At 62.9% G+C, this 21,973-nt stretch carries 23 protein-coding genes and 1 riboswitch; of the genes, 12 read left to right on the top strand and 11 right to left on the bottom strand.

Annotation, left to right across the window (positions count from 1 at the left end; translation table 11 throughout):
• Nucleotides 1-105: 105 nt before the first annotated feature.
• The 5 genes from U3654_RS16860 to ftsY form a co-directional block, all read right to left on the bottom strand.
• Nucleotides 106-1,005: a dihydrodipicolinate synthase family protein gene (locus U3654_RS16860; protein ID WP_324752687.1), complete on the bottom strand. Its 900-nt coding sequence runs from the start codon at nt 1,003-1,005 to the stop codon at nt 106-108.
• An 18-nt stretch (nt 1,006-1,023) separates the two neighbouring features.
• Nucleotides 1,024-2,202, bottom strand: coding sequence for an O-succinylhomoserine sulfhydrylase (metZ, locus tag U3654_RS16855; protein ID WP_324752686.1), 1,179 nt, complete (start codon nt 2,200-2,202; stop codon nt 1,024-1,026).
• Nucleotides 2,203-2,257: 55 nt separating this feature from the next.
• Nucleotides 2,258-2,334, bottom strand: a riboswitch (SAM riboswitch).
• 74 nt (nt 2,335-2,408) lie between these two features.
• Nucleotides 2,409-3,008 (bottom strand): inner membrane-spanning protein YciB, encoded by a 600-nt coding sequence (locus U3654_RS16850; RefSeq protein WP_324752685.1) that lies wholly within the window; start codon nt 3,006-3,008, stop codon nt 2,409-2,411.
• An 18-nt stretch (nt 3,009-3,026) separates the two neighbouring features.
• Nucleotides 3,027-3,932 (bottom strand): EamA family transporter, encoded by a 906-nt coding sequence (locus tag U3654_RS16845; protein WP_324752684.1) that lies wholly within the window; start codon nt 3,930-3,932, stop codon nt 3,027-3,029.
• Between the two features lie 49 nt (nt 3,933-3,981).
• Nucleotides 3,982-5,268 (bottom strand): signal recognition particle-docking protein FtsY, encoded by a 1,287-nt coding sequence (ftsY, locus tag U3654_RS16840; protein WP_324752683.1) that lies wholly within the window; start codon nt 5,266-5,268, stop codon nt 3,982-3,984.
• Between the two features lie 158 nt (nt 5,269-5,426).
• Between ftsY and U3654_RS16835 the strand changes: the two genes are divergently transcribed.
• Both U3654_RS16835 and U3654_RS16830 read left to right on the top strand, forming a co-directional pair.
• Nucleotides 5,427-6,461, top strand: a complete 1,035-nt coding sequence (locus tag U3654_RS16835) for an alkane 1-monooxygenase (RefSeq protein WP_324752682.1) — start codon at nt 5,427-5,429, stop codon at nt 6,459-6,461.
• A gap of 41 nt (nt 6,462-6,502) precedes the next feature.
• Nucleotides 6,503-6,895 carry a hypothetical protein gene (locus tag U3654_RS16830; protein ID WP_324752681.1) on the top strand — a complete coding sequence of 131 codons (393 nt, stop codon included), beginning with the start codon at nt 6,503-6,505 and terminating at the stop codon, nt 6,893-6,895.
• Between the two features lie 81 nt (nt 6,896-6,976).
• On the opposite strand, the gene U3654_RS16825 is transcribed toward U3654_RS16830, so the two are convergent.
• A complete protein-coding gene (locus U3654_RS16825) occupies nt 6,977-7,621 on the bottom strand; it encodes a ChrR family anti-sigma-E factor (RefSeq protein WP_324752680.1) in 645 nt (214 codons plus the stop codon).
• A gap of 8 nt (nt 7,622-7,629) precedes the next feature.
• On the bottom strand, nt 7,630-8,241 hold the full coding sequence (locus U3654_RS16820; RefSeq protein ID WP_416384600.1) for a sigma-70 family RNA polymerase sigma factor: 612 nt from the start codon (nt 8,239-8,241) through the stop codon (nt 7,630-7,632).
• 215 nt (nt 8,242-8,456) lie between these two features.
• Here U3654_RS16820 and U3654_RS16815 point away from each other — a divergent pair, with 215 nt between their 5' ends.
• The 10 genes from U3654_RS16815 (at nt 8,457) to U3654_RS16770 (ending at nt 18,011) form a co-directional block, all read left to right on the top strand.
• Nucleotides 8,457-9,743 carry an NAD(P)/FAD-dependent oxidoreductase gene (locus tag U3654_RS16815; protein ID WP_324752678.1) on the top strand — a complete coding sequence of 429 codons (1,287 nt, stop codon included), beginning with the start codon at nt 8,457-8,459 and terminating at the stop codon, nt 9,741-9,743.
• Nucleotides 9,740-10,495 carry a DUF1365 domain-containing protein gene (locus tag U3654_RS16810; protein ID WP_324752677.1) on the top strand — a complete coding sequence of 252 codons (756 nt, stop codon included), beginning with the start codon at nt 9,740-9,742 and terminating at the stop codon, nt 10,493-10,495. Before U3654_RS16815 ends, U3654_RS16810 begins: the two co-directional genes overlap by 4 nt.
• A complete protein-coding gene (locus tag U3654_RS16805) occupies nt 10,492-11,709 on the top strand; it encodes an MFS transporter (protein ID WP_324752676.1) in 1,218 nt (405 codons plus the stop codon). Before U3654_RS16810 ends, U3654_RS16805 begins: the two co-directional genes overlap by 4 nt.
• Before the next feature lie 99 nt (nt 11,710-11,808).
• Nucleotides 11,809-12,546 (top strand): SDR family NAD(P)-dependent oxidoreductase, encoded by a 738-nt coding sequence (locus tag U3654_RS16800; protein WP_324752675.1) that lies wholly within the window; start codon nt 11,809-11,811, stop codon nt 12,544-12,546.
• 186 nt (nt 12,547-12,732) lie between these two features.
• Nucleotides 12,733-14,010: an ABC transporter substrate-binding protein gene (locus U3654_RS16795; RefSeq protein WP_324752674.1), complete on the top strand. Its 1,278-nt coding sequence runs from the start codon at nt 12,733-12,735 to the stop codon at nt 14,008-14,010.
• A gap of 13 nt (nt 14,011-14,023) precedes the next feature.
• A complete protein-coding gene (locus U3654_RS16790; protein WP_324752673.1) occupies nt 14,024-14,740 on the top strand; it encodes a haloacid dehalogenase type II in 717 nt (238 codons plus the stop codon).
• A gap of 4 nt (nt 14,741-14,744) precedes the next feature.
• Complete coding sequence (locus tag U3654_RS16785; RefSeq protein WP_324752672.1) at nt 14,745-15,671, top strand: branched-chain amino acid ABC transporter permease; 927 nt, start codon at nt 14,745-14,747, stop codon at nt 15,669-15,671.
• Nucleotides 15,668-16,612 (top strand): branched-chain amino acid ABC transporter permease, encoded by a 945-nt coding sequence (locus U3654_RS16780; protein WP_324752671.1) that lies wholly within the window; start codon nt 15,668-15,670, stop codon nt 16,610-16,612. The genes U3654_RS16785 and U3654_RS16780 overlap by 4 nt, the downstream gene beginning before the upstream one ends.
• A complete protein-coding gene (locus U3654_RS16775; protein ID WP_324752670.1) occupies nt 16,609-17,316 on the top strand; it encodes an ABC transporter ATP-binding protein in 708 nt (235 codons plus the stop codon). The genes U3654_RS16780 and U3654_RS16775 overlap by 4 nt, the downstream gene beginning before the upstream one ends.
• A complete protein-coding gene (locus U3654_RS16770; RefSeq protein WP_324755318.1) occupies nt 17,316-18,011 on the top strand; it encodes an ABC transporter ATP-binding protein in 696 nt (231 codons plus the stop codon). Before U3654_RS16775 ends, U3654_RS16770 begins: the two co-directional genes overlap by 1 nt.
• Before the next feature lie 51 nt (nt 18,012-18,062).
• On the opposite strand, the gene U3654_RS16765 is transcribed toward U3654_RS16770, so the two are convergent.
• From U3654_RS16765 to lspA, 4 genes are all read right to left on the bottom strand, one after another.
• Nucleotides 18,063-19,388, bottom strand: coding sequence for a pitrilysin family protein (locus U3654_RS16765; protein WP_324752669.1), 1,326 nt, complete (start codon nt 19,386-19,388; stop codon nt 18,063-18,065).
• Nucleotides 19,385-20,737: a M16 family metallopeptidase gene (locus U3654_RS16760; RefSeq protein WP_416384531.1), complete on the bottom strand. Its 1,353-nt coding sequence runs from the start codon at nt 20,735-20,737 to the stop codon at nt 19,385-19,387. Before U3654_RS16760 ends, U3654_RS16765 begins: the two co-directional genes overlap by 4 nt.
• Before the next feature lie 171 nt (nt 20,738-20,908).
• On the bottom strand, nt 20,909-21,424 hold the full coding sequence (locus U3654_RS16755; protein ID WP_324752668.1) for a DUF3035 domain-containing protein: 516 nt from the start codon (nt 21,422-21,424) through the stop codon (nt 20,909-20,911).
• Nucleotides 21,425-21,483: 59 nt separating this feature from the next.
• Nucleotides 21,484-21,954 (bottom strand): signal peptidase II, encoded by a 471-nt coding sequence (gene lspA / locus U3654_RS16750; protein ID WP_324752667.1) that lies wholly within the window; start codon nt 21,952-21,954, stop codon nt 21,484-21,486.
• Between the last annotated feature and the right edge of the window lie 19 nt (nt 21,955-21,973).

Below are 21,973 nucleotides of genomic sequence, written 5' to 3'. Positions count from 1 at the left end.
TTTCGACTTATTTTTGGTTCACAACAATATGGCGAAACGCGCGCAACCTGTTAATCGGGTGGGCGTTTCGAGACAAGTTGTAATTCAAGTTTGTCGCGAAACGCTTTAGCCCTGCCAGATAGTTTCGGCAAGCGGCGCTGCCAGATCGGGCGTCGCGGGCATCAGCGGCGGGCGCAGGTTCAACCAGCGCGCATCACCGGTCTGTTGCGCCTTCAGCGCCTTGAGGCCGGGGATTAGCCCGCCAGTATGCACGGCGGCGCGGTGCGCGTCGATCTGCGGCCTCAGCGCCTTTGCCCCTGCCGTATCGCCCGCGCGGGCAAGGTCATAAAGCTTGCGAATGCCGACTGCGTTGGAATTGCAACTAGCCGATATGCATCCGCCCCCACCCAGCGCCATCGCGTCCAGCATCGCCGCCTCAGAGCCGGGAAAGACAGATATGCCCGGCGCGGACTCGATCACTGCGCGCGTGTTATCCCAATCGCCCGAGCTGTCCTTGAGCGCGGTCACGACCTCTGGAAAGGCCTGGTTAAGGCGCGCGGCGAGGGCGGGCGAGATGCCGATGCCGGCATATTGCGGGATGTGATAGAGGCAGATGGTCAGCGCGTCATTGCCCACCGCCTCGATCAGGGCGCTGAAATAGCGGTATAGCCCCTCATCGCTGGCTGTGACGAAATAGAAGGGCGGCAGTGTCATCACGGCGACGCAACCCAGCTCGACCGCATGGCGGCAAAGTGCCGTGGTTTCCTCGAGGTTGCACAGTCCGGTCCCCGGCATCAGCTGATCGGCGCGTGCGGCGCCACTGTCGATCAGCAGTTCGACCGCGCGCATCCGTTCGGCCACCGAATGGCTGAGCGCCTCGCTGGTCGTGCCAAAGGGCGACAGGAAATGCGACCCTTGGGCAAGGCAAGTGGCCGCGTGATCCACATAAAGGTCATCTGCGAGGCTGAAATCATCGTTGAATGGGGTTAGCAGCGGCGTGACGATCCCTGTCAAACGGTCGGCCATTGGATATCTCCCTCGGGGTTAAACGGCGTCCAGCGCCTGCATGATATCAGCGATCAGATCACCCTCATCCTCTATGCCCAGCGACAGTCGCACAAGGCCCGGTGTGATGCCGAGGCTGGCGCGTTGCGCCTCTGGCAGGCGTTGATGCGTGGTGGTCGCGGGATGGGTGATGATCGATTTCGTATCGCCCAGATTGTTCGAGATCAGCACGATTTTGAGCGCGTTGAGAAAGCGGAACGCCTCGGGCTGGCCTGCCAGTTCCAAGGCTACGACAGTGCCGCCCTTGCCCATCTGACGAACCACCAGATCGTTCTGGGGATGGCTGGTGTGGCCGGGATACAGGGCGCGTTTCAGCTTGGTGTGGCCTTGCAGCGCCTCGGTCAGCGCCAGTGCCGTCGCCGCCTGAGCGCGCACGCGCAGGTCTATCGTCTCAAGCCCCTTGAGCATGATCCATGCTGTAAAAGGCGACATGGAGCCGCCGGTATGCTTCATGTACGGCTCTAGCGTGCCGCGGATAAAGTCGCGCGTGCCAAGGACGATTCCTCCCAACGCGCGGCCCTGTCCGTCGATATGTTTCGTTGCCGAATAAACGACCACGTCAGCGCCCTGCGCGATGGCGTTGGAAAAGACCGGTGTGGCGAATACGTTGTCGACCACCACCAGCGCACCCTGCGCGTGGGCGAGTTTCGCGACGGCTTCGATATCGACGACTTCCAGCGTGGGGTTGGCGATGGTTTCGAAAAAGACGGAGGTGGTGTCGGGTCGGATCGCATCCCGCCACTGGTCCAGATCGGTGCCGTCGACAAAGGTTACCTCGACGCCGTAGCGCGCCAGAATGTCGCTGAGCACATAAAGGCACGAGCCAAAGAGAGCGCGCGCCGCGACGACGTGATCGCCTGCCTTCAGCATTGAGGTCAGCGCGCCCGACACTGCGGCCATGCCGCTGGCGGTGGCAAAGGCATCCTCGGCACCCTCCAGCAGGGCGATGCGTTTTTCGAACATGGCCACGGTGGGATTGCCGTAGCGGGCATAGATGTATTCGTCGGGACCGGTTTCGATAAAACGGGCCTGTGCGGCCTCGGCGGTATCGTAGACGAAGCCTTGAGTGAGGAAGATTGCCTCGCTCAGCTCGCCCCACTGGCTGCGGCAGGTGCCGCCATGCACCATCGCGGTGCGGGTGTTCCAGTCATCTGTCATGTTTCGACCTCCGGGCTGTGCCCATAAAAAACCCCGTGCCGGTCATGCGAAAAGGGGGGCCTTTCCCGTGACCTTTTAGCGAATTATTTAACGTGGCCCGCAATCCGGTAACAAATCGCCACGACGTCGCATCTACTCCTGCCGCGCGCCTGCGTCAACTGGGGCGGCCTCGGGCGAGAGTATTTGGAAGAACGACGAAATCGCGGTCACTCCTTCGGCTCGGAGCTATGCTCGCGGAAGGTTTTGGACTGGGTGATGAAGAAGAGGAAAATGGCCGCTGTCAGGCCGAAGGTTTTGAAATAGACCCATGTCTCCTCGGATTGGGTGCGCCAGATGATTTCGTTCAGAATGGCGAGGCCAAAGAAAAACAGCGTCAGGCGGCGGGTGAGGATCATCCAGCCCTCGTGCGTCAGCGGCATGACGGCGTCCATCACGGTTTGCAGATAGGATTTACCTTGCAGCAGACCGACGCCAAGGATGCCGCCGAAGAGGAGGTAGATGATTGTTGGTTTCATCTTGAAGAACCGGGGGTCGTTGAACCAGATACTGAGGCCGCCAAAGACGGTGATGAGGATGGCCGTCATCGCCTGCATTTTCGACAGGTGGCCGGTCAGCGCCCAGAGGATCGCGATTGAGATCAGGAACACCGGGATAAATCCTGCGGTGACCACGATGAAGCCTTCGTATTCGGTGCCAGCGATCAGAAAAGTGCGGTCCTTGAGCCAGATATAGGCGACGAAAAAGGCCAGTATTGGGCCGAGTTCAAGCGCGGTTTTCAGTGCGCCGTTGATCTTGCGTTCGCTCATTTGGTCTTCCTCCGGAGGCTACCCGCCCATTTCAACTATGATGGCACCGATGGCAATGAGCGACATCAGCGCCGTGCGCCTTGGGCCGACCGTTTCGCCCAGGACCAGCCAGCCAATGAGGGCGGCAAAGACGGTGGATGTTTCGCGCAGGACCGCCGCCTCGCCGACATTGTCGAGGCGGGTGGCCAGCATGATCGCGCCGAAGGACAGCAGGGCCAACACGCCTCCGATGGCACCGCGCAGCATCAGTGGGCCGGGGGTGGGCGGCGCCTCCATCCGGCGCCAGCGGTGCAGGGCGATCAGCGGCATCGTCAGCCCGTCGATAAAAAAGAACCACGCGAGGAAGGTGAATGGATCGGCGGTGGCGCGGATGCCGTAGGCATCAAAAGTGGTGTAGGATGCGACCAGCAGGCCGGTCACGAATGCCAGCATGAGCGCGGCGGGCAGGGTGTCACGTGCAGCGGTCAGGAACATCAGGTTATAGAACGCCAGCCCAAAGATCCCGGAGAGCAGTACGCCGACGCCAATCCATTGCACGACATTGAACGTCTCGCCAAAGATCAGGTAGGCACCGATCACCGCAAAGAGCGGCCCGGTGCCGCGCACGACCGGATAAACGACAGTGAAGGCACCGCGCGAATAGGCCATCGCTTGCAGGATCTTGTAGACCGTGTGCAGCGCCCACGCCCCAGCAAATAGAGGCCACATATGGGGCTCGGGCCATGGCACCACGAAGAGGGCGAGGGGTGCGGTAATCGCCGCATAACTGATATCGGAAGCGCCGCGGGTCAGCCATGGATCGTGCCGCCGCCCTTTTTGCAACGCGCCGAAGGCGGCGTGCAGAATCGCAGCCATGATGGCGAGGGCGAGGGCCAGGTGATGGCCTGCCGCTGTCCCTTCTAGTGAGATCAGCCAGTCGCTCATGCGTGGACATGCTCGCGGCGTGCTATGGCGAGACGCATCAGGAGGCGCATCACCCGGTGTCGAGGCCCGTCAGCGCTGCGGCGAATTCTTCGGGATCGAAGGGGGCCAGATCGTCGATCTGTTCGCCCACGCCGATGGCGTGGATCGGCAGGCCGAATTTGTCCGCCAGCGCCACCAGAACACCGCCGCGCGCGGTGCCGTCCAGTTTCGTCATCACGAGGCCCGACACGTCGGCCAGCTTTTGGAACGTCTCAACCTGGCTAAGGGCGTTCTGGCCGGTCGTGGCGTCCAGCACCAGCAGCGTATTGTGCGGGGCGGTTTCATCCTTTTTGCGGATGACACGGACGATTTTGGCCAGTTCCTCCATCAGGTCGGCGCGGTTTTGCAGGCGCCCGGCAGTGTCGATCATCAACAGGTCCACACCGTCGCGTTCAGCCTGCTCCATCGCGTCCCAGGCAAGGCTGGCCGGATCGCTGCCCTCGGGGGCGGTCAGCACTGGCACGCCTGCGCGATCACCCCAGATTTGCAACTGCTCAACCGCAGCAGCGCGGAAAGTATCACCGGCAGCAATAACCACTGATTTGCCCGCCGCCTTGAACTGGCTGGCCAGCTTGCCGATGGTCGTCGTTTTGCCCGACCCGTTGACACCGACCACCAGCACGACCTGCGGAGTTCTGCGATAGAGCGGCATGGGCTGCGCCACCGGCTCCATGATGCGGGCAATTTCGGCGGCGAGGAGTTGCTTGATCTCTTGCGCCGACAGGCGTTTTCCCATGCGCCCTTCGGCCATGTTGGCGGTGACGCGCAGGGCGGTCTCGACACCCATGTCTGCGGTGATCAGCAGCTCTTCGAGCTGCTCAAGCATGTCGTCGTCCAGCACGCGGCGCGGGGCGCGGGCGATGTCGCCACGGACAAAGAGACGGCCCAGTAGGCCGCTGCGTTGGTTGGTGTCTGGATCGGCTGTCGGGATGTCCTCGATCGGGATTTCCAGCGGCGTCGGCGCGGCGGTGGGCCGCACTGGCTGAGTGGGGATCTCGGGCGGCGTCTCGGCGGAGATTTCGCTGACCGGCGGGGGGATTTCCTCGGGCGTAGGGGGCGGGCGTGCAGGTGTGCGGGGCGCATCCTCGGAGGGAGCAGGCTCGACGGGAGCAGGCTCGGCTGGCGCTGGTTCGGCGGGCGCTGGTTCGGGCGCGGGGAGATCTGGCTGCGGCGTTGGCTGGACATCGGGGGGGTCGGTATCCTCCAGGTCGCCGTCCTGCATGATCGCGTCCAGCCCTTCGTCCAGCTTGGACGAGGAATTGAACAGCCGATCCTTGAGCTTCTTGAAAAAGGCCATGCCGCCCTCGTGTTATGCCTGCCCCATTCATCTAATCGTGTTAACGCCGATATGGAAGAGACCGAGGGGCGTTGTGGTTTTTTGCCGTGATCGCGGCGGCGGGTTCATATATTGCGGCTGGAAACCGGCCTGATTGGCCAAAGGTGGAGGCGCCCGGAATGATCCTGTTTACCTGCGCGACCCTTGCGCCGATCGCGATGATCCTGCTCAGCGCTGCGGTTGGCGGTCTCTGGCCCATCGCGACGCTGCTTTACATGACGGTTCTAACCTTCGCGCTGGATCGGATGATCGCGGCGGCCCCGGCCGAGGTGGACAGCAGCGCCGAATTTCCGGGCGCGCCCCGGCTGCTCGCTGTGCTGGGTGCGGTGCATTTTGTGGTACTGACCGTGGCGGTCTGGGCGGTCGCAGGGCAGTCCGGCCTCGGAGGGGGGCAGCGGATCTGCCTAGGGATTGCCGCCGGGATGGTGTTTGGCCAGATCGCGCATCCGGTCGCGCATGAGTTGATTCACAAGCGCGCGCGGACGCTGCGGATCATGGGCCGGGCGGTCTATACCAGCCTGCTGGTGGGGCATCACGCCAGCGCGCATCTGCTGGTGCATCATGTGCATGTGGGCAGTTCGGGCGACCCCAACAGCGCGGCCAAGGGCATTGGGTTCTACCGATTTGCCATGCGGGCCGGGTGGGGTGGATTCGTCGCCGGTTTGCGCGCCGAGACGGCCATGCTGCGCCGTGCCAGGCGGCCTGTGTGGCGCCACCCTTATGTTCTCTATGTCTTGGGCGGGATCGCCTGTATTTTGCTGGCGGCTGCGCTGGCCGGGTTGTGGGGTGTCGCTGCATATATCGCGATGTGCCTCTATGCGCAGATGCAGATTCTCATGTCGGATTATGTCCAGCATTACGGTCTGCGTCGCCGCACGTTGCCAAGTGGCGGGTTGGAGCCTGTGGGGCCAGCCCATTCGTGGAATGCGCCGCATCGCTTTTCCTCTGCGCTGACGCTGAACGCGCCGCGCCATTCGGATCATCACATCGCGCCCGCCACGCCCTATCCGGCGCTGCGTCTGACGCGCGGTGATATGCCGTGTCTGCCCTATCCGCTGCCGATGATGGCAGCACTGTCATTGGCTCCATCACTATGGCGCAGGGTGATGGACCGCCGTGTCGATCGCTGGACCGCCTCCGGGCCAGACAGCTAAAATCTGTGGCGGGCGGCGGCGCGTCGTGGCATGTTTGCGCCATGCGCACCCTGATCGTGATCCTGACGCTCCTTGCCTCGCCCGCTCTTGCCCAAGGCATGATGACGGCCGACGAGTTCGAGGCCTACACTGAGGGCAAGACCTTTACCTATGGCAGCCTGGGCGCGCCCTATGGGACCGAGCAATACCTAGCGAACCGTCGTGTGCGCTGGTCCTTTCTTGACCGGCGGTGTCAGGAGGGCGAGTGGTATGAGGACAATGGCCTGATCTGCTTTGTCTACGATACTGAGCCTGACCCGCAGTGCTGGAGTTTCCGGCGCGGTGCTGGCGGACTGATCGCGCAGTTCGAGAACGATCCGGGGTTGACCGAACTTTATGAGGTCGAGCGCAGCGAAGAGCCGCTGATGTGTATCGGTCCGGATATCGGTGTCTGATCGGGGTGCTGTGACAACAGCGATTTGATCCCACCGTTAGCGATACCTCCAGCAACAAGAGTGGGGGGGCTTAGCGACGTCTCAGATTCGCAGGAACGGTTGTGCGATGCGTGCCACCCAGCCGCGAAACCTGAGCGGCGCGTCAGTGGCGGCGAGACAGATGCAATCGTCGCCGATATCTGCAATGGGCGAGTGATCCAGATCTTCGGTCGCGATCTCGATATCGCCTCGCGCAAAACGCGCGCCGTCGTCCATGAACGCGCCTTGCAGGACCAGCGTCAATTCGGTGCCGTTATGGCCGTGATCAGGCACGGCGGTTCCGGCCCGGATATGCAACAATCTGGCGGTCGCTCCGCCTTGTGTCGGCAGGATCGCCTGGCGCACGCCATGACTGATGGCGCGCCATTTCACAGCCTCCAGATCGCCACCGACATAGCTTTGTAGCGGTGTCGGCAGGATGCCGGGTTTGCGCGGCACCGGGGATGCGGCAGGCGGCAGTTTGGCTGCCGTCAGGGCCGCGGCCATTGCGGACGGGTCCATCGCCGGGGCTTCGGCCGCGTCCAGCATGGCGCCGCCAATACTGTCAAACGCGCCAAGGCGCGCGCGGCATTCGTCGCACATCGACACATGCGTGGCGATGGTCAGGCTGAACGCCTCGGGCAGAGTGGCTGCGGAATACCCCATTAGCAGGGCGTCCGTCAGGTGGTGTTCGATAGAGTTTGGCATGTCTTGTCTCATTTCATCGTGTGGCGCAGGCGATCCAGCGCCAGGCGGATGCGGGATTTTATCGTACCAAGGGGCAGGCCGGTTTGATCCGCAATCTGGGTATGGCTGAGATCGCTGAAATACGCGGCCTCGATGAGCGATTTCTGCTTGGCAGGAAGGTCTTGGATGGCGCGCGCCAGTTGCGCGCTTTCCTGTTCCAGCGCCAATGCGTCGGATTGATCGGGCGGCGCCTCGGGAGTCCAGTCGATGTCCTCGGGTTCGGGTCGGCGCGCCTTGCGCAGCGCGTCGATGCGGCGGTTGCGCGCGATGGTAAAAATCCAAGTGGCTGCACTGGCGCGGGACGGATCAAACAGATGCGCCTTTTGCCATAGCGTCGCCATGACGTCCTGCGCACATTCCTCGGCCAGTGCCGCGCTGGCGCCTGATTTCATCAGGAAGCCCTTGATGCGCGGCGCAAAGTGATTGAACAGTTCGGCAAAGGCCGCCTCGTCCGCGCTGTCGCGGATGTGCGCAATGCAAATGGCCCATCGCAGGGCTTCGCTCTGTCTGGCCTCACTCTGCCCATGAATGCTTGGCCCGTCTTGTGGCACTTGGCTACGTCCTGACTGTTGCGTTTGCATCGCGCGCAGAGGTTTCGCCGCAAGTGCGCTGCTCAAAGATGCCAAGCGGGGGCCGGAGGTGTCAATCGTGCAAAACATGTGCCTGATACGGCGGATGCGCCCGGCTGGATCACCTTGCCGCGAAAAATAACGGACGCAAAAAGAAAATGCATCCGAAACCGCCGCTGACGCGTATTTACCCCGAACCACACGAATGAGAACGGATACGCAAGCACATGCCATTTGAAATGCAGCCCGCCCCGAGGCGCAAGATCGCAATCATCGGAGCAGGCATATCGGGGCTGGGTGCCGCGCATCGTCTGTCGTCCGATCACGACGTCACCCTTTACGAGTCCGAGCCCCGCCTTGGCGGGCATGCACGCACGATCATGGCAGGAAAACGCGGCGATCAGCCCGTTGATACCGGCTTTATCGTGTTCAACTATGCCAATTATCCGCATCTGGCCGATTTATTCGCAGAGCTGGAAGTGCCGGTCGTGCCCAGCGACATGAGTTTTGGCGCGTCGATAGATGGCGGGCGGCTGGAATATGGCCTGTCGGGCGGGCGCGCGGCCTTTGCCCAGTGGCGCAATGCGGCCCGTCCGGCTTTTCTGCGGATGATACGCGATATTTTCCACTTCAATTCCAATGCGGTGGACGCCGCGCGCGGCGGCATGACCATCAATGATCTGTTGGTGAATCTGCGCACCGGACCTTGGTTTCGTGATTATTACCTGTTGCCGCTATCTGGCGCGATCTGGTCGACACCCAAGGAAACGATCCTCGATTTTCCGGCCGAGGCAATGATGCGATTTTTCGAGAACCACGCGCTGCTCGGGTATGCCGGTCAGCACCAGTGGTACACGGTTCAGGGTGGATCGGTGCAATATGTCACGCGGCTCGAGGCGCATCTGCGCCGGATCGGCACACGGCTGCGCATCGGCTGTCCGGTGCAGGCCGTGCGGCGGATGCCCGGCGGTGTTCAGATCAGGGCGGACGGCGATTGGGAACGGTTTGACGAGGTCGTCATGGCCACACATTCCGACGACAGTCTGCGCCTGCTGAGCGATCCCACGCCTGACGAGCGGCGCGATCTGGGCGCCATCGCGTACCAGCCTAACGATATTGTGCTGCATTCCGACGCGTCGATTATGCCGCGCCGCCGTGCCGTCTGGTCGTCGTGGAACTATACTGAGGACCGGGCCAAGACGGACAGCCGGATCGACCTGACTTACTGGATGAACAGGCTTCAGCCGATCCCGATGGATGATCCGCATTTCGTCACGCTGAACACCACGCGCCATATCCGCGAGGAGCTGATCCACGACCGTGTCACGCTGCGCCATCCGGTCTATGATCACGCGGCTCTCGCGGCGCAGGCGCGCATTGCGGCGAGGAACGGCGCGCAGAATACATGGTATTGCGGTGCATGGATGAAGAACGGCTTTCACGAGGATGGCCTTGGCAGCGCGGTCGACGTGGCCGAGGCGATTACCGCACGTGGAGTGCTGGCGGCGGCATGAGCCGTGTTCGCCATATCGCGGGCCACACGTGGCATGGGCGCAAGGGGGCGGTGCGTAACGCGTTCCGTTATTCCATAGATTATGTGCTGCTGGACGCCGAAGGGCCGGTCGAGGCGCCCCGCCTTTTTGGCCGCAACCGGCGCGGGTTGGCCAGCCTGCACGACGCCGATCATGGCGGTGTGCCACACGAGGGTATCGGCGCGCCATGGGTGCGCCAAGTGCTGGACAGCTATCAGTTGCCGTCGCCCGCGCGGATTGAATTGCTGGCGCAGCCGCGCATTCTGGGCCATGTCTTTAACCCCGTGTCGTTCTGGCTGTGCCGGGATGTGGAGGGCGGTCTGCGGCAGGTGATCGCAGAGGTCAGCAATACGTTCGGCGATCGGCACAGCTATCTGTGCCACAAGCCCGACAATTCCGTGATTGAGGCCAGTGACCGGCTGCACGCGGCCAAGGTTTTTCACGTCTCGCCCTTTCAGCAGGTCGAGGGCGGGTATGAGTTCCGTTTTGATCTGCGCGAGGATCGCATCGGCGTCTGGATCGACATGAGCGGCGGTGATGGCGGCGTTGTCGCCACGTTGGTTGGGCCATGCCGGCCACTGACCAATCGTGGCCTTTTGAGTGCGCTGCTGCGCCGACCTCTTGGTTCGCGACGGGTGCTGGCGCTGATCCACTGGCAGGCGCTGAAATTATGGTGGAAAGGCGCGCAATACCGCCCCCACCCCGAACCGCCGGAGCAGGATGTATCGCGGTGAGAACCGCGCCACGTCTGCCTGCATATTCGGTTTTTGCGGCTTATCTGGCCGCGGCGGGCCTGCCGATCTACATCCACGCGCCCAAGTTCTACGTGGACGAGTATGGAGTATCGCTGACGCTGCTGGGCGGTGTGTTGTTCGCGTTGCGGCTGATCGACGTGGTGCAGGATCCGCTTCTGGGGCGCCTGGCGGCGCGCACCCAGCGTTGGCGCGCGACGACGGTGCTGGTGGCGGGGGCGGCTATGGCGGTGGCGATGCTGGGCCTTTTTGCCGTGACGCCGCCCATCGCGCCGATCTGGTGGTTCGCTGTGATGCTGACGATCGTCTTTTCCGGCTTCAGCTATCTGACGATCTGTTTCTATGCCCAAGGTGTGGCCGCTGCGGGTGCGTTGCGGCAATCGGGGCATTTGCGGCTGGCGCGCTGGCGCGAAACCGGCGCGCTGCTGGGCATCTGCGCGGCATCGGTCGCGCCGATCCTGCTGGGCGGCTATGGCGTTTTCGCGCTTGCGTTTGCGGCGCTGGGCATTGCGGCGCTGATAGCGATGTGGGGCCAATGGGCGCGCGCGTCCATCCCGTCCGAAGGGTTCGGCCCGGTCCTGCGCGACGCCGTGTCGCGCCGCTTGTTGCTGATTGCGTTGGTCAATGCGGCACCGGTCGCCGTCAGCTCGACCCTGTTCCTTTTCTTTGTCGAAAGCCGGCTGGGTGCGCCGGGATGGGAGGGGCCATTGCTGTTGCTTTTCTTCCTCTCGGCGGCTTTGGCAGCGCCATTCTGGGGTCGCGCGGCCGAGCGGTGGGGCGCGCGCCCGGTTCTTTTGGTGGCCATGGTTCTGGCCATCGTCGCCTTTGGTTGCGCCGCGCTGTTGGGGGTGGGCGATCAATTGGCCTTTGCAGCGGTTTGCGTGGCATCTGGCGCCGCCGTGGGCGCGGACCTGACGCTGCTGCCTGCGATGTTTGCCCGCCGCATGGCCGATATCGCGCCGGGGGCGAGCGAGGGGTTCGGCCTCTGGTCGTTCGTGTCGAAGCTGACGCTGGCACTGGCCGCTATCGCGCTGCTGCCCGCGCTGGAGGCCGGGGGATTTCAGGCGGGAGCATATAACGACGCTGACGCGCTGCGCCTGCTGACGCTGCTCTATTGCGCGCTGCCTTGCGTGCTGAAACTGATCGCTATCGCCCTGCTGCTGCGCACCAATATCCCACAGGACATTGCCGCCTGAGCGGGCCGGGGGGAACCGTCCGCGCGTGCCGCAAGTTTTGCTTATGACTGAACAGGATGGCCGAACCTGCGTGGCCGCCACAATGAGGATGACAGCCGCATGACTGAATGGATCTCAAAGCGCTATTGGATGATCGGCGCAAGTGACGGTCTGGGCGCGGCCCTCGCGCACAAGCTGAGCGCGGCGGGCGTTGAGGTGATCCTGTCGTCGCGCAGCGAGGACAAGCTAAAGGCCGTCGCCGCCGAATTGCCGGGCCGCGCGCATGTGGTGACGGTCGACGTCGCCGATCTAGACAGCGTGCGCCGCGCCGCCGAGGAGGTCGGGGAAATCGACGGCATGGTCTATACCGCCGGGGTCTATTGGCCCATGGCCGCCCAAGACTGGAACGCCGAGCAGGCCGAGGCGATGGGCGACATCAACTTTGTCGGTGCGATGCGTGCCTGTGGCGTGGTCGTGCCAAAAATGGTGGCGCGGAATAGGGGCCATATCGTTCTGACCGGATCGCTGTCGGGCTTTCGCGGGCTGCCGGGGGCCATCGGCTACGCGGCGTCCAAGGCGGGCGTCATGGCGCTGGGCGAGAGCCTGCAATGCGATCTGTTCAAAACGGGCGTGCGCGTGCAGATCGCCAATCCCGGTTTTATCAAGACCCGGCTGACCGACAAAAACGATTTCACCATGCCGTTCATCATGACGCCAGAAGAGGCCGCGCAGGAGATGTTCGAGATGATGTGTGACGACAGCGCAACCGTGCGTCATTTCCCGCGCATCTTCAGCTATCTCTTTCGCTTTAGCCGGATCTGGCCGGATTGGCTCTACAACCGCTTTTTCGCCAAGTGATCGAGTCGTCGCGGATGTCGGTGCCGTTTGGCCGATGCCGGGAGTTGGATATTTTCACAAAGAAAACGCCCTGAGAACTCGAGCCGTAGCCGTTAGTTTGGTGCAAAAAACTGGACAATCCCCGCGCGGCTTCGCAGGATCGCCGCGAGGCGGCAGGCGCACCTGCTGCGACACAAGGATATGGCTATGACCAAGACCGGAACGGACCTCACACGGCGCAAGGCGCTGACCACTCTGGCCGGCGGCGTGGCCGCGCTCCCGCTGTGGGCGCGCTATACCCATGCGCAGACCGCCGAGCCGATCAAGATCGGGTTTCAGGTCCATCGCACTGGTATCGGCGCGGCCTATGGGCGCTGGTACGAGCGCACGACGGACGCCGCCGTCAAGCTGATCAACGAGGGCGGCGGGATCAATGGGCGCATGGTTCAGATGATCGCCGAGGATGACGGCACCAACCCCAAGCGCGGCGCCGAAGTGGTTGAAAAATTCGCCAACCAGCATGGCTGTGACGTGGCCTATGGCACGCTGTTTTCCCATGTGGTCATCGGGTCCGCCCCGCGTGCCGGTGAGCTGAAGCTGCCCTATTTCGTTGTCTCGGAGGGGCATCATGTGGCGAGCGGGATGTTGAACCGCTACACGCTTCAGCCCGGTATCACGGATGTCAAAAGCCAGGTTCTGGCGATGGCGCCCTTTGTTGCCGAGAACCTTGGCAAGAAGGTCACGATGATCTTTGCCGATTTCGCCTTTGGCCATGATCATCGCGACTTCTTTACCCAGGCGATCGAGGCGCAGGGTGGTGAGGTGCTGGCACATATCGCCATTCCGCCGAATGAGACGTCGTTCACCCGCTATTTCCCGAAAATCCCGCGCGAGACCGAAGTGCTGTACCACGTGATGGTCGGGCCATCCGTGCTGACCTTCGTCAAGGAACTGGGCGAATTCTTTGGCCCGTCGGGGCCTGAACTGTTCGGTTTCATCGATTCTTTGGAGGCCGTGGACATTGCCAGCCCCGGCCTCGAATTTCTGGAAGGCTCGCATTTCTGGGAGGGGATGTGCCGCGACGCGCAACCCGATGCGACCGAGGACGAAACATTTTATCGCGCCGCCGTGGGCGTCGATGATCATGGTGCGGCCATCGAGGATCCAAACGATGTGTCGACCTATGGGCATATGTTCGGCTGCTGGATCACGCTGCACGCCATCAAGGCGGGGATGGAGGCGGCGGGCTATCGTGGCCCGCAGGACCGCGCCGCGCTGATCGAAGCGGTCGAGGGATTGGGCGACATGCCCCATAGCCGCGCTTATCCGCAGGGGCCGATGCGGTTCAACGGGCGCACGCATCAGGTGTTCGGCCAGCAATATATCAGCCGTGTGCAGGATGGACGGTTGGTGCGGGTGCACACAACCACTATCGACGAGTCGCTCTATCCCGACGAGGTGGATTACACCCAGCAGCCGCTTTGACGGAGAATTTGATATGAAATTAAGTGATTACAAGGCGTTGACCTTTGATGTCTACGGCACGCTGATCGACTGGGAATCGGGGATGATCGCGGGGCTCAAGCCGCTGACCGATCATCTGGACCTCAGCCGCGACGCGGTGCTAGAGGCGCACGCCTATCACGAGAGCACGTGCCAGCGTGTCACGCCGGCTAAGCACTACCGCGACGTTCTGGCTACCGTCTACAAGCGACTGGCCGAGGAGTGGGGTCTGCGCGCAACGTGGAAAGAGGCCGAGGTTTATGGTCGCTCGGTCGCGGACTGGCCGGCCTTTCCCGACAGCGCCGAGGCGCTCGAGTACCTCAAGGATCACTTCAAGCTGATCGTGTTGTCGAACGTCGACAATGCCAGCTTCGCGCATAGCGACGTGCGGTTGGGATCGCCCTTTACGGCAAGTTATGTGGCCGAGGATATCGGCAGCTACAAACCCGATCCGCGCAATTTCGACTACATGCTGGAACAGATGTCCCGGTTGGGGATCGCCAAGGGCGAGATATTGCACACCGCCGAAAGCATGTTTCACGATCACGCCCCGGCCAACCGGCACGGGCTGGCCAATTGCTGGATCTACCGGCGCCACGACAAGGAGGGGTTCGGTGCGACCATGAACCCCGGCGACATGCCGACCTATGATTTGATGTTCCACTCCATGGCCGATCTGGTCGCCGCGCATCGCGCCGAGCTGGCAGGCTAAACGGGTGGAGCTAGGCCCCTACCTGCTATTGGCGACGCTGGAGGGTGCCGTGATGGCGTCGGTTCTGGCGTTGACGGCGGTGGGGCTGTCTCTGGTTTTCGGCGTGATGCGAGTGGTCAACATTGCGCATGGCGAATTCTTCATGCTGGGCGCGGTGCTGGCGTGGTTCATCACGCAGATGGTGGGCGGGCCGCCTGTCATCGGCTTTGCCGTGGCGCTGGTGATGGCACCGTTGATCGTGGGGGCGATTGCCGTGGCCGCCGACATGACCATCCTCAAGCGGGTTGACTATGACCCCGAGCGGACAATCGTGGCGACCATCGGGCTGCTCTACATCATCCAGCAATTGACGCTGATGGGCTATGGCCCCGAGGCGCGTCCCGTCCAGCCGCCGTTTAATGTGCGTCTCGCGCTGCCGTGGTTCGAACTGAAGGACGGCGCGCTGGCGCTTTATTGGCCATGGGGCCTTAGCACGACCAGTTACAAACTGGCGGTGATCGGCGCAGGCGTTGTTGTTCTGCTGGGTGTATGGGCGATGATGGCGCGCACTCGGATCGGGCTGGTGATGCGGGCAGTGCAAGCGGATCGCGATATGGCGCTGGCCTTTGGCATCCCGGTCGAGCGGGTCTATGCAATGGTGTTCGGCATCGGCGCGGCCTTGGCGGCGCTGGCTGCGGTGCTGATCGTTCCGATCTCTCAGGCGCATTACCTGATGGGGGCCGATCCGCTGCTACTGGCCTTTACGGTCGTCATAATCGGGGGCCTCGGCAGTCTGCCCGGCACAGTCGTCGCTGCGATCCTGATCGGGCTGAGCGACGGCATCATCTCGGTCTTTTTCTCGCCCACGCTGGCCAAGATTCTGGCAACGCTGCTGGTGGCGCTGGTGCTGGTGTTCCGGCCTCAGGGCCTATTCGGTACGCGCACGGCATGAGTGATCGGGGCCGCGTGATCGCCTTGCATGGTGGGCTGCTGGCTGTGCTGCTGGTCGGGCATTTCGTGCTGCCTGCTTATCATCACGGCAATCTGGCGCGGATCATGGTGCTGGCGACTTATGCCATCGGGTATAATATCGTCTTTGGCTATACCGGGCTGCTCAGCCTTGGCCATGCGCTGTTCTTTGCCGCAGGCATGTATGGCATGGGTTTGAGCGTACAGCATCTGGGCCTGACCGCCGGGCCTGCCCTGCTGATCGGTGTGCTGGCGGCGACATTGGTGTCGGTAGGCCTCGGCATTTTGGCGCTGCGCACCAAGGGGGTGGCGTTCATGATCGTCACGCTGATGTTTGCGCAGGCGGGCTATCTGAGCGTGCTCTATTTTGGCGAATGGACGCGCGGCGACGAGGGGTTCGTCATCGCGCGCGTCGCCCGTGTGCTGTGGGGAATCGATCTGAGCGACGAGGGCAATCGCTATCTGGCGGCATTGATGCTGTTTGCGGTCGCGCTGGCGATCAGCCTCTGGCTGGTGCGCGCGCCGTTCGGACGCACGCTGGTGGCAATCCGCGAGAACGAGGCGCGCACAAGGATGCTGGGATATGACACGTTCCGGGCCAAGCTGGCGGCGGTGACGATCTCGGGCGCGATCTCGGGCGCGGCGGGGGCGGCCTATGGCCTGCTGTTTGGCTATGCGGGGGCCAGTTTTGCGGGCGTCGAGTATTCGATCCTGCCGCTGCTCTGGGTGCTGCTGGGGGGGGCTGGCACGGTGTTGGGACCGTTCATCGGCACTCTCTTTATGTTCTACCTGATTGATCTCAGTTCCGGCGTCACCACCGCCTACATGTTGATCGCGGGCGTCGCACTGGTGCTGCTAACGCTGTTCGCGCCGCAAGGTCTGATGGGCGAGGTGCGGCGGCGCATCTGGGGGTGGCTGCCATGAGTCTGCTCAGCGTGCGCGGCCTTGGCAAGGACTACGACGGCGTGCGTGCGGTCCATGACGTGTCGCTGGATGTCGAGGCGGGCGAGGTGCGCGCGCTGATCGGCCCGAACGGTGCTGGCAAGACGACGCTGGTCGGAATGATTTGCGGGAGTGTGGAGCCCAGTGGAGGGCGCGTGATCTTTGGCGGGCAGGACATTACCGGGTTGGCGGCGCACAGGCGCACACGGCTGGGAATGGCCTATACGTTTCAAATCACGTCAATCTATGCCCGCTTGCCGGTGTCCGAGAATGTCGCGCTGGCGGCACGGCCACACATAGCCGGGGGCAAGGTGCTGGGCGCAGTCGCATCCGCACTGGCGCAAGTAGGGCTGGAAGAGTTCAGTGGCGCGCTGGCAGGCGATCTGAGCTATGGCCATCAGCGCCTTTTAGAGATCGCGATGGGGCTGGTTCAGGCGCCGCGCCTTTTAATTCTGGACGAGCCGACCCAAGGGCTGTCCGAGGCCGAGATCGCGCGCTTCCTTGCGCTGGTGCGCGCATTGGCAGGCGGCATGACGATCCTGCTGATCGAGCATAATATGGACGTCGTCATGGCGCTGGCGGACCGGGTCAGCGTCCTCAGCGCGGGCGAATTGCTGTTTGAGGGCACGCCCGATGAGGTGCGCGCCGATCCCGGCGTGCAGTCCGCCTATCTGGGGACGGCATGATGTTGCAACTGGACCAGATCTCGGCAGGGTATGGCGCTGCGCAGGTGCTGCGCGAGCTGTCCTTGGAGGTTGCGGCGGGCGAAATCCTCTGTCTCATGGGCCGCAATGGCGCAGGCAAGACGACGGCGATGCGCGCGATCATGGGGCTGATTCCGCTGATGTCGGGCCGTGTGATGCTGGACGGTGAGGCGGTCAGCGCGTTGCCTGCCCACAAGGTGCCGCGCGCCGGGATCGGTTATGTGCCGCAGGGGCGGCGTCTGTTTGCGGGCCTGAGCGTGGCGCAGAATCTGGAAATCGGGATGCGCGCGAGGCGCAGCCCGCCAGAGGTGCTGGACGAGGTGTTGGACCTGTTCCCGCGCTTGCGCGAGCGGTATCGCCAGCCCGCGCAAACCTTGTCGGGCGGTGAGCAACAGATGCTGGCGACCGCCCGCGCGCTGTGCCTGCGGCCCAAGGCGCTGCTGCTGGACGAGCCGGCCGAAGGTTTGCAGCCGTCAATGGTGGAGGCCATTCGGGAGGTGACAGTGGCGATGCGCGCCAGGGGCGTGGCGATCCTGTTGGTCGAGCAGCGCGTAGATGCGGTGCTGGCCGTCGCGGACCGCGTGGCGTTCATCGAGAACGGGCGCGGCGGCGATATCGTGCCGGTGGATGCGCTACGCAGCGATCGGTCGCTGGTGGCGCGCTATCTGGGCGTTTAGGCGAGTGGTGGCAATTGAATATTCCCACTACGAAAAGCCGCAGGCAGTGCGTTACTCCGGCAGCCCTTCGGGTTTGCCGACAACCACGAAACTCAGTTTTTCGGGGTCCAGATATTCGCGCGCGACGCGGTTGATCTGCTCCAGCGTGACGGCGTTCACTTGGTCATTGCGGGTGGCGATGTAGTCGGTCGGCAGCCCCTCGATCTGCATTTCCACGGCGATGTTGGCGATGGGCGCGTTGCCGTCAAAGCGCAGGGGGTATGCTCCGGTCATGTAAGTCTTGGCGTCTTGCAACTCTGCCTCTGTGACGCCGGTTTCGCGCATCTTGGCCCATTCATCCCTGATGACCTCGATGGCCTGCGCGACACGGTCATTGGCCGAGGCGACCTGCCCCATCCATAGCTGCGCGCCGTCCCTGTCGACGAGGTAGGAATAGACGCCGTAGGTCAGCCCGCGCTTTTCGCGGACCTCCTGCATCAGGCGGCTCTCAAATCCGCCGCCGCCTAGGATCTGGTTCAGCAGATACGCGGCAAAGAAGTCGGGATCGTCGCGGTCAATGCCCGGCTGGGCGAAGGTGACGACAGATTGCGGCGTGTCGAAATCCACGACCTTGGTGCCACCGGGCAGGGTGATGTCTGCATTACCGGGCAGGGCGATGTTCGACGTATCGGGCAGGCCATCCGTCAGTCGGGCGACCAGTGCGATCAGCTGCTCGGCGGTGATGTCACCAACGGCGGCGATGTAGAGGCGGTCCTTGACCAGTGCAGCCTTGTGCGCGGCGATCAGATCGTCGCGTGTGATTGTCGCGATGCTGTCGAGCGTGCCATCAGTGGAGGTGGCGTAGGGATGATCGCCGAAGGTCTGCGCGTCGAAGGTGCGCGCGGCAATGGCGTGTGGATTCGTGACGTCTGATTGGATATTCGACACGACCTGACCGCGCACGCGGTCAATAGATTTCTGGTTAAACACAGGATCAATCAGGCTCTGACGCAGCAAATCCACCGCCGCATCGCGATTTTCGCTGAGGAATCGGGCCGACACGCCGATGGCGTCATCGCCTGCGCTGTAAGAGAATGAGGTAGCCAGCGCCTCGGCCTGCCGCGCGAATTCGCGGCTATCCATGTCGCCAGCGCCCTCTTCGAGCAAGCCGGTCATCAGGTTGGTCGCGCCCCGCTTGCCCGGTGCATCCAGTGACGCGCCGCCGCGAAAGCGCAGCTCGAGTGCGACGAAGGGGATCGTGTGATCCTCGACCAGCCACAAATCGATGCCACCTTCGGCAGTGAGGTCCTGCACCTCGATTTCGGCGCGGGCAGGCAGGGCGAGGGTCAGCGCCATCAGTGCCGACAGCAGGAGGTGGATCAGGATATGGCGGCTCATTGGGTCATCTCCGTATCGGTATCGCTAGGCGCCGTCAGGTAGCCGGTGACCGAATTCTGTAGCTGAAAGACATCGCGCGCGGCCTGCATCACATCCTCGGCGGTGACGTCTTGCAGGATGGCGGGCCAGTCCTGCACGTCCTGGATGCTCAGGCCCGACGCAAGGGCCGCGCCATAGCGGTTGGCCAGCCCGTTCACGTCGTCGCGGGCATATATCTGGGCGGCGCGCACCTGCATCTTTATCCGCTCCAATTGGTCCGCATCGACACCGTTTTCCATGAAGCCTTGCAGGACCTCGTCCATCGCTGCCTCTGCCTCGGGCAGGGTAGTGCCGGGAACAGGCACGATCAGCAGCTTGAACGTGGTGTCATCCAGCGACACGCCATCATACCAAGCCGACGATTGCACGGCGATCTGGCTGTCAAATTGCAGCTTTTCGGCCATCAGTGACGTAGTGCCACCGCCGAGAATTTCGGCAAGAACGGTCAGTGCGGCGGCGCGGGTCTGATCGCCGTTGTCACGCTCGGGGGCAAGGTATGAGCGCGTCAGATAGGGCTGCGCGACGCGCGGATCCTCCATCGTCAGGCGGCGGGCAGCCATGTGGCGCGGCTCTTGCGGGCGCGCGCGCTGGGGCAGGTCCGGATTGGCGGGAATCGCGCCGTAATACTTCTGCGCAAGCGCATGGACGTCGCTGGGCACCACATCGCCCGCGACTACGACGATGGCGTCGTTCGGGGCGTAATATGTGCGGTAAAAGCTGGTGGCATCCTCCAACGTCAGCTCGGGGATCTCGTTCTGCCAGCCGATAACGGGTGTGCCGTAGCGATGGTTCAGGAATTGCGCCGCGCTCTGCTGTTCGCGAAACAGCGCGCCGGGGTTATTCTCGACCCGCATGTTGCGCTCTTCAATGATGACGTTGCGCTCGGTCGCGACGTTCTGCTCGTCCAGTTGCAGATTGACCATGCGGTCGGATTCCATCTGCATCATCAACTCCAGCCGGTCAGCGGCGATGCGCTGGTAATAGGCGGTGAAATCGTAGCTGGTAAAGGCGTTGTCGTCGCCGCCCTGCTTGGCCACCGTGGCCGAAAATTCGCCGGGCGCCAGCGTGTCGGTGCCCTTGAACAACAGATGTTCCAGAAAATGCGCCACGCCCGAGCTGCCCGGAGGTTCGTCCGCCGATCCGGCGCGATACCAGACCATATGCGTGACGACGGGGGCGCGGTGGTCCTCGATCACGATCAGTTCCAGCCCGTTGTCCAGCGTAAAGCTGGTAACTTGGTCTGTCCCAGTATCCTGCGCTGTGGCCATCATGGGCAAAAGGGACATGAGAGCGATCAGAAAGGCACGCATATTAGATCTCCGATTGGGATAGCCGCGCAGCTGGGGCGACAGGGATTAGATACAGCGCGCCGGGCGCAGTGCAACCCGCAATGCCGTATCCGTGATCCGGTATCACCGCCGCGAAGATGACTGCGCCCCGAACCATGATGGCCGGGGCGTGCTGATGCTGAAGGCGTGCAGTTACTGCGGTGGCGGCGCCGAGGGCGTCACCACGCCGCTGCGCGTCATGCGCTGTTGTTCAGCCTGACTGTCGAGCCACTGCTTCTTGTAGGCGTCGGTATAGTCGTCATTTGGGCCGATGTTAAAGATGTTCACCCGGCCATGACGGCGGCGTGTCTGTGCATCCTCGGCGGCCAGCGTCTGTCGGACAGCGGGTGTCACGCCATGGCGCCGTGCGTGGTTGACCAGCCCGCCATCGCCTGCGCCGACATTGCCGGGCACGGTGGCTGCCGGATTGCCGCCCAGCGCCGCGACGCCCTCGGCCCGCGGGTTCGTGTCGACCAGATTGGCACCGCCCGGCGTGGGTGCGGGCAGCACGTTGTAGGTTTCGGGCGTCTGCAACGGCTTGGTCGGCAGGACGGTAAATTCATCCGGGCCGTCGCCGGTGTTCTTGATACGGGTCAGAGTGCCGTCGCTGCGCCCACAGGCGGCGAGGGCGAGGGTCAGGACGGTGAGTGCCAGAATACTGCGGCGCATGGGATCGGCCCTTCTTTCGCAAAGTGTCGCGGGTTGTTTAGCGCAATCGCACAGCGAGGTCACGCATGCTTTTTGCTGGGGCTAAAGATGACCATGCCGAATGCGCCCATAAATATCGCGATGTCGGCGACGTTGAATGCAAAAGGGTTGTTCAGCCCGCAGCAGGACATATTCAGGAAGTCGGCGACAGCGCCATACAGCAACCTGTCGATCACGTTGCCCAGCGCGCCGCCGATCAGGAATCCGGCGGCGATTTTCTGCCATTTGCCGCCCGGCTCGTGATGAACCCACCATAGCACCGCGCCCGCGATGACCAGTGCGACGGCAATCAATACCCAGCGTGTATAGGGCGAATCGCCAGCCATAAGGCCAAAGTTGATCCCGTAATTCCATGCCATGCGCAGATTGAGGAAGGGCGGCCAGACGTCGATCGCGCCCAGATTGCGCAGGTCCATCCAGTGAACCGTCAGATATTTGGTCGCCTGATCCAGCAGAAAGACCCAAAAGGCCGTCCAGAAAACGGTTTTCATAACGTGCCCTCCCAAGGCC

Source organism: Roseovarius sp. Pro17, from assembly GCF_035599575.1.
Lineage (GTDB): Bacteria > Pseudomonadota > Alphaproteobacteria > Rhodobacterales > Rhodobacteraceae > Roseovarius.
The sequence above is the reverse complement of the archived record's forward strand: the minus strand, read 5'-3'. Positions and strand labels throughout refer to the sequence as shown.

Bases quoted from the DNA above. Each gene is read 5' to 3' on its own strand.
- U3654_RS16850 (WP_324752685.1), bottom strand. From the start codon at position 3,008: ATGAGCGAACGCAAGATCAACGGCGCACTGAAAACCGCGCTTGAACTC.
- U3654_RS16775 (WP_324752670.1), top strand. From the start codon at position 16,609: ATGAGTCTGCTCAGCGTGCGCGGCCTTGGCAAGGACTACGACGGCGTG.
- ftsY (WP_324752683.1), bottom strand. From the start codon at position 5,268: ATGGCCTTTTTCAAGAAGCTCAAGGATCGGCTGTTCAATTCCTCGTCC.
- metZ (WP_324752686.1), bottom strand. From the start codon at position 2,202: ATGACAGATGACTGGAACACCCGCACCGCGATGGTGCATGGCGGCACC.
- U3654_RS16810 (WP_324752677.1), top strand. From the start codon at position 9,740: ATGAGCCGTGTTCGCCATATCGCGGGCCACACGTGGCATGGGCGCAAG.
- U3654_RS16780 (WP_324752671.1), top strand. From the start codon at position 15,668: ATGAGTGATCGGGGCCGCGTGATCGCCTTGCATGGTGGGCTGCTGGCT.
- U3654_RS16765 (WP_324752669.1), bottom strand. From the start codon at position 19,388: ATGAGCCGCCATATCCTGATCCACCTCCTGCTGTCGGCACTGATGGCG.
- U3654_RS16835 (WP_324752682.1), top strand. From the start codon at position 5,427: ATGATCCTGTTTACCTGCGCGACCCTTGCGCCGATCGCGATGATCCTG.
- U3654_RS16755 (WP_324752668.1), bottom strand. From the start codon at position 21,424: ATGCGCCGCAGTATTCTGGCACTCACCGTCCTGACCCTCGCCCTCGCC.
- U3654_RS16845 (WP_324752684.1), bottom strand. From the start codon at position 3,932: ATGAGCGACTGGCTGATCTCACTAGAAGGGACAGCGGCAGGCCATCAC.
- U3654_RS16825 (WP_324752680.1), bottom strand. From the start codon at position 7,621: ATGCCAAACTCTATCGAACACCACCTGACGGACGCCCTGCTAATGGGG.
- U3654_RS16800 (WP_324752675.1), top strand. From the start codon at position 11,809: ATGACTGAATGGATCTCAAAGCGCTATTGGATGATCGGCGCAAGTGAC.
- U3654_RS16795 (WP_324752674.1), top strand. From the start codon at position 12,733: ATGACCAAGACCGGAACGGACCTCACACGGCGCAAGGCGCTGACCACT.
- U3654_RS16790 (WP_324752673.1), top strand. From the start codon at position 14,024: ATGAAATTAAGTGATTACAAGGCGTTGACCTTTGATGTCTACGGCACG.
- U3654_RS16760 (WP_416384531.1), bottom strand. From the start codon at position 20,737: ATGCGTGCCTTTCTGATCGCTCTCATGTCCCTTTTGCCCATGATGGCC.
- U3654_RS16815 (WP_324752678.1), top strand. From the start codon at position 8,457: ATGCCATTTGAAATGCAGCCCGCCCCGAGGCGCAAGATCGCAATCATC.
- U3654_RS16860 (WP_324752687.1), bottom strand. From the start codon at position 1,005: ATGGCCGACCGTTTGACAGGGATCGTCACGCCGCTGCTAACCCCATTC.
- U3654_RS16830 (WP_324752681.1), top strand. From the start codon at position 6,503: ATGCGCACCCTGATCGTGATCCTGACGCTCCTTGCCTCGCCCGCTCTT.
- lspA (WP_324752667.1), bottom strand. From the start codon at position 21,954: ATGAAAACCGTTTTCTGGACGGCCTTTTGGGTCTTTCTGCTGGATCAG.
- U3654_RS16770 (WP_324755318.1), top strand. From the start codon at position 17,316: ATGTTGCAACTGGACCAGATCTCGGCAGGGTATGGCGCTGCGCAGGTG.
- U3654_RS16820 (WP_416384600.1), bottom strand. From the start codon at position 8,241: ATGCAAACGCAACAGTCAGGACGTAGCCAAGTGCCACAAGACGGGCCA.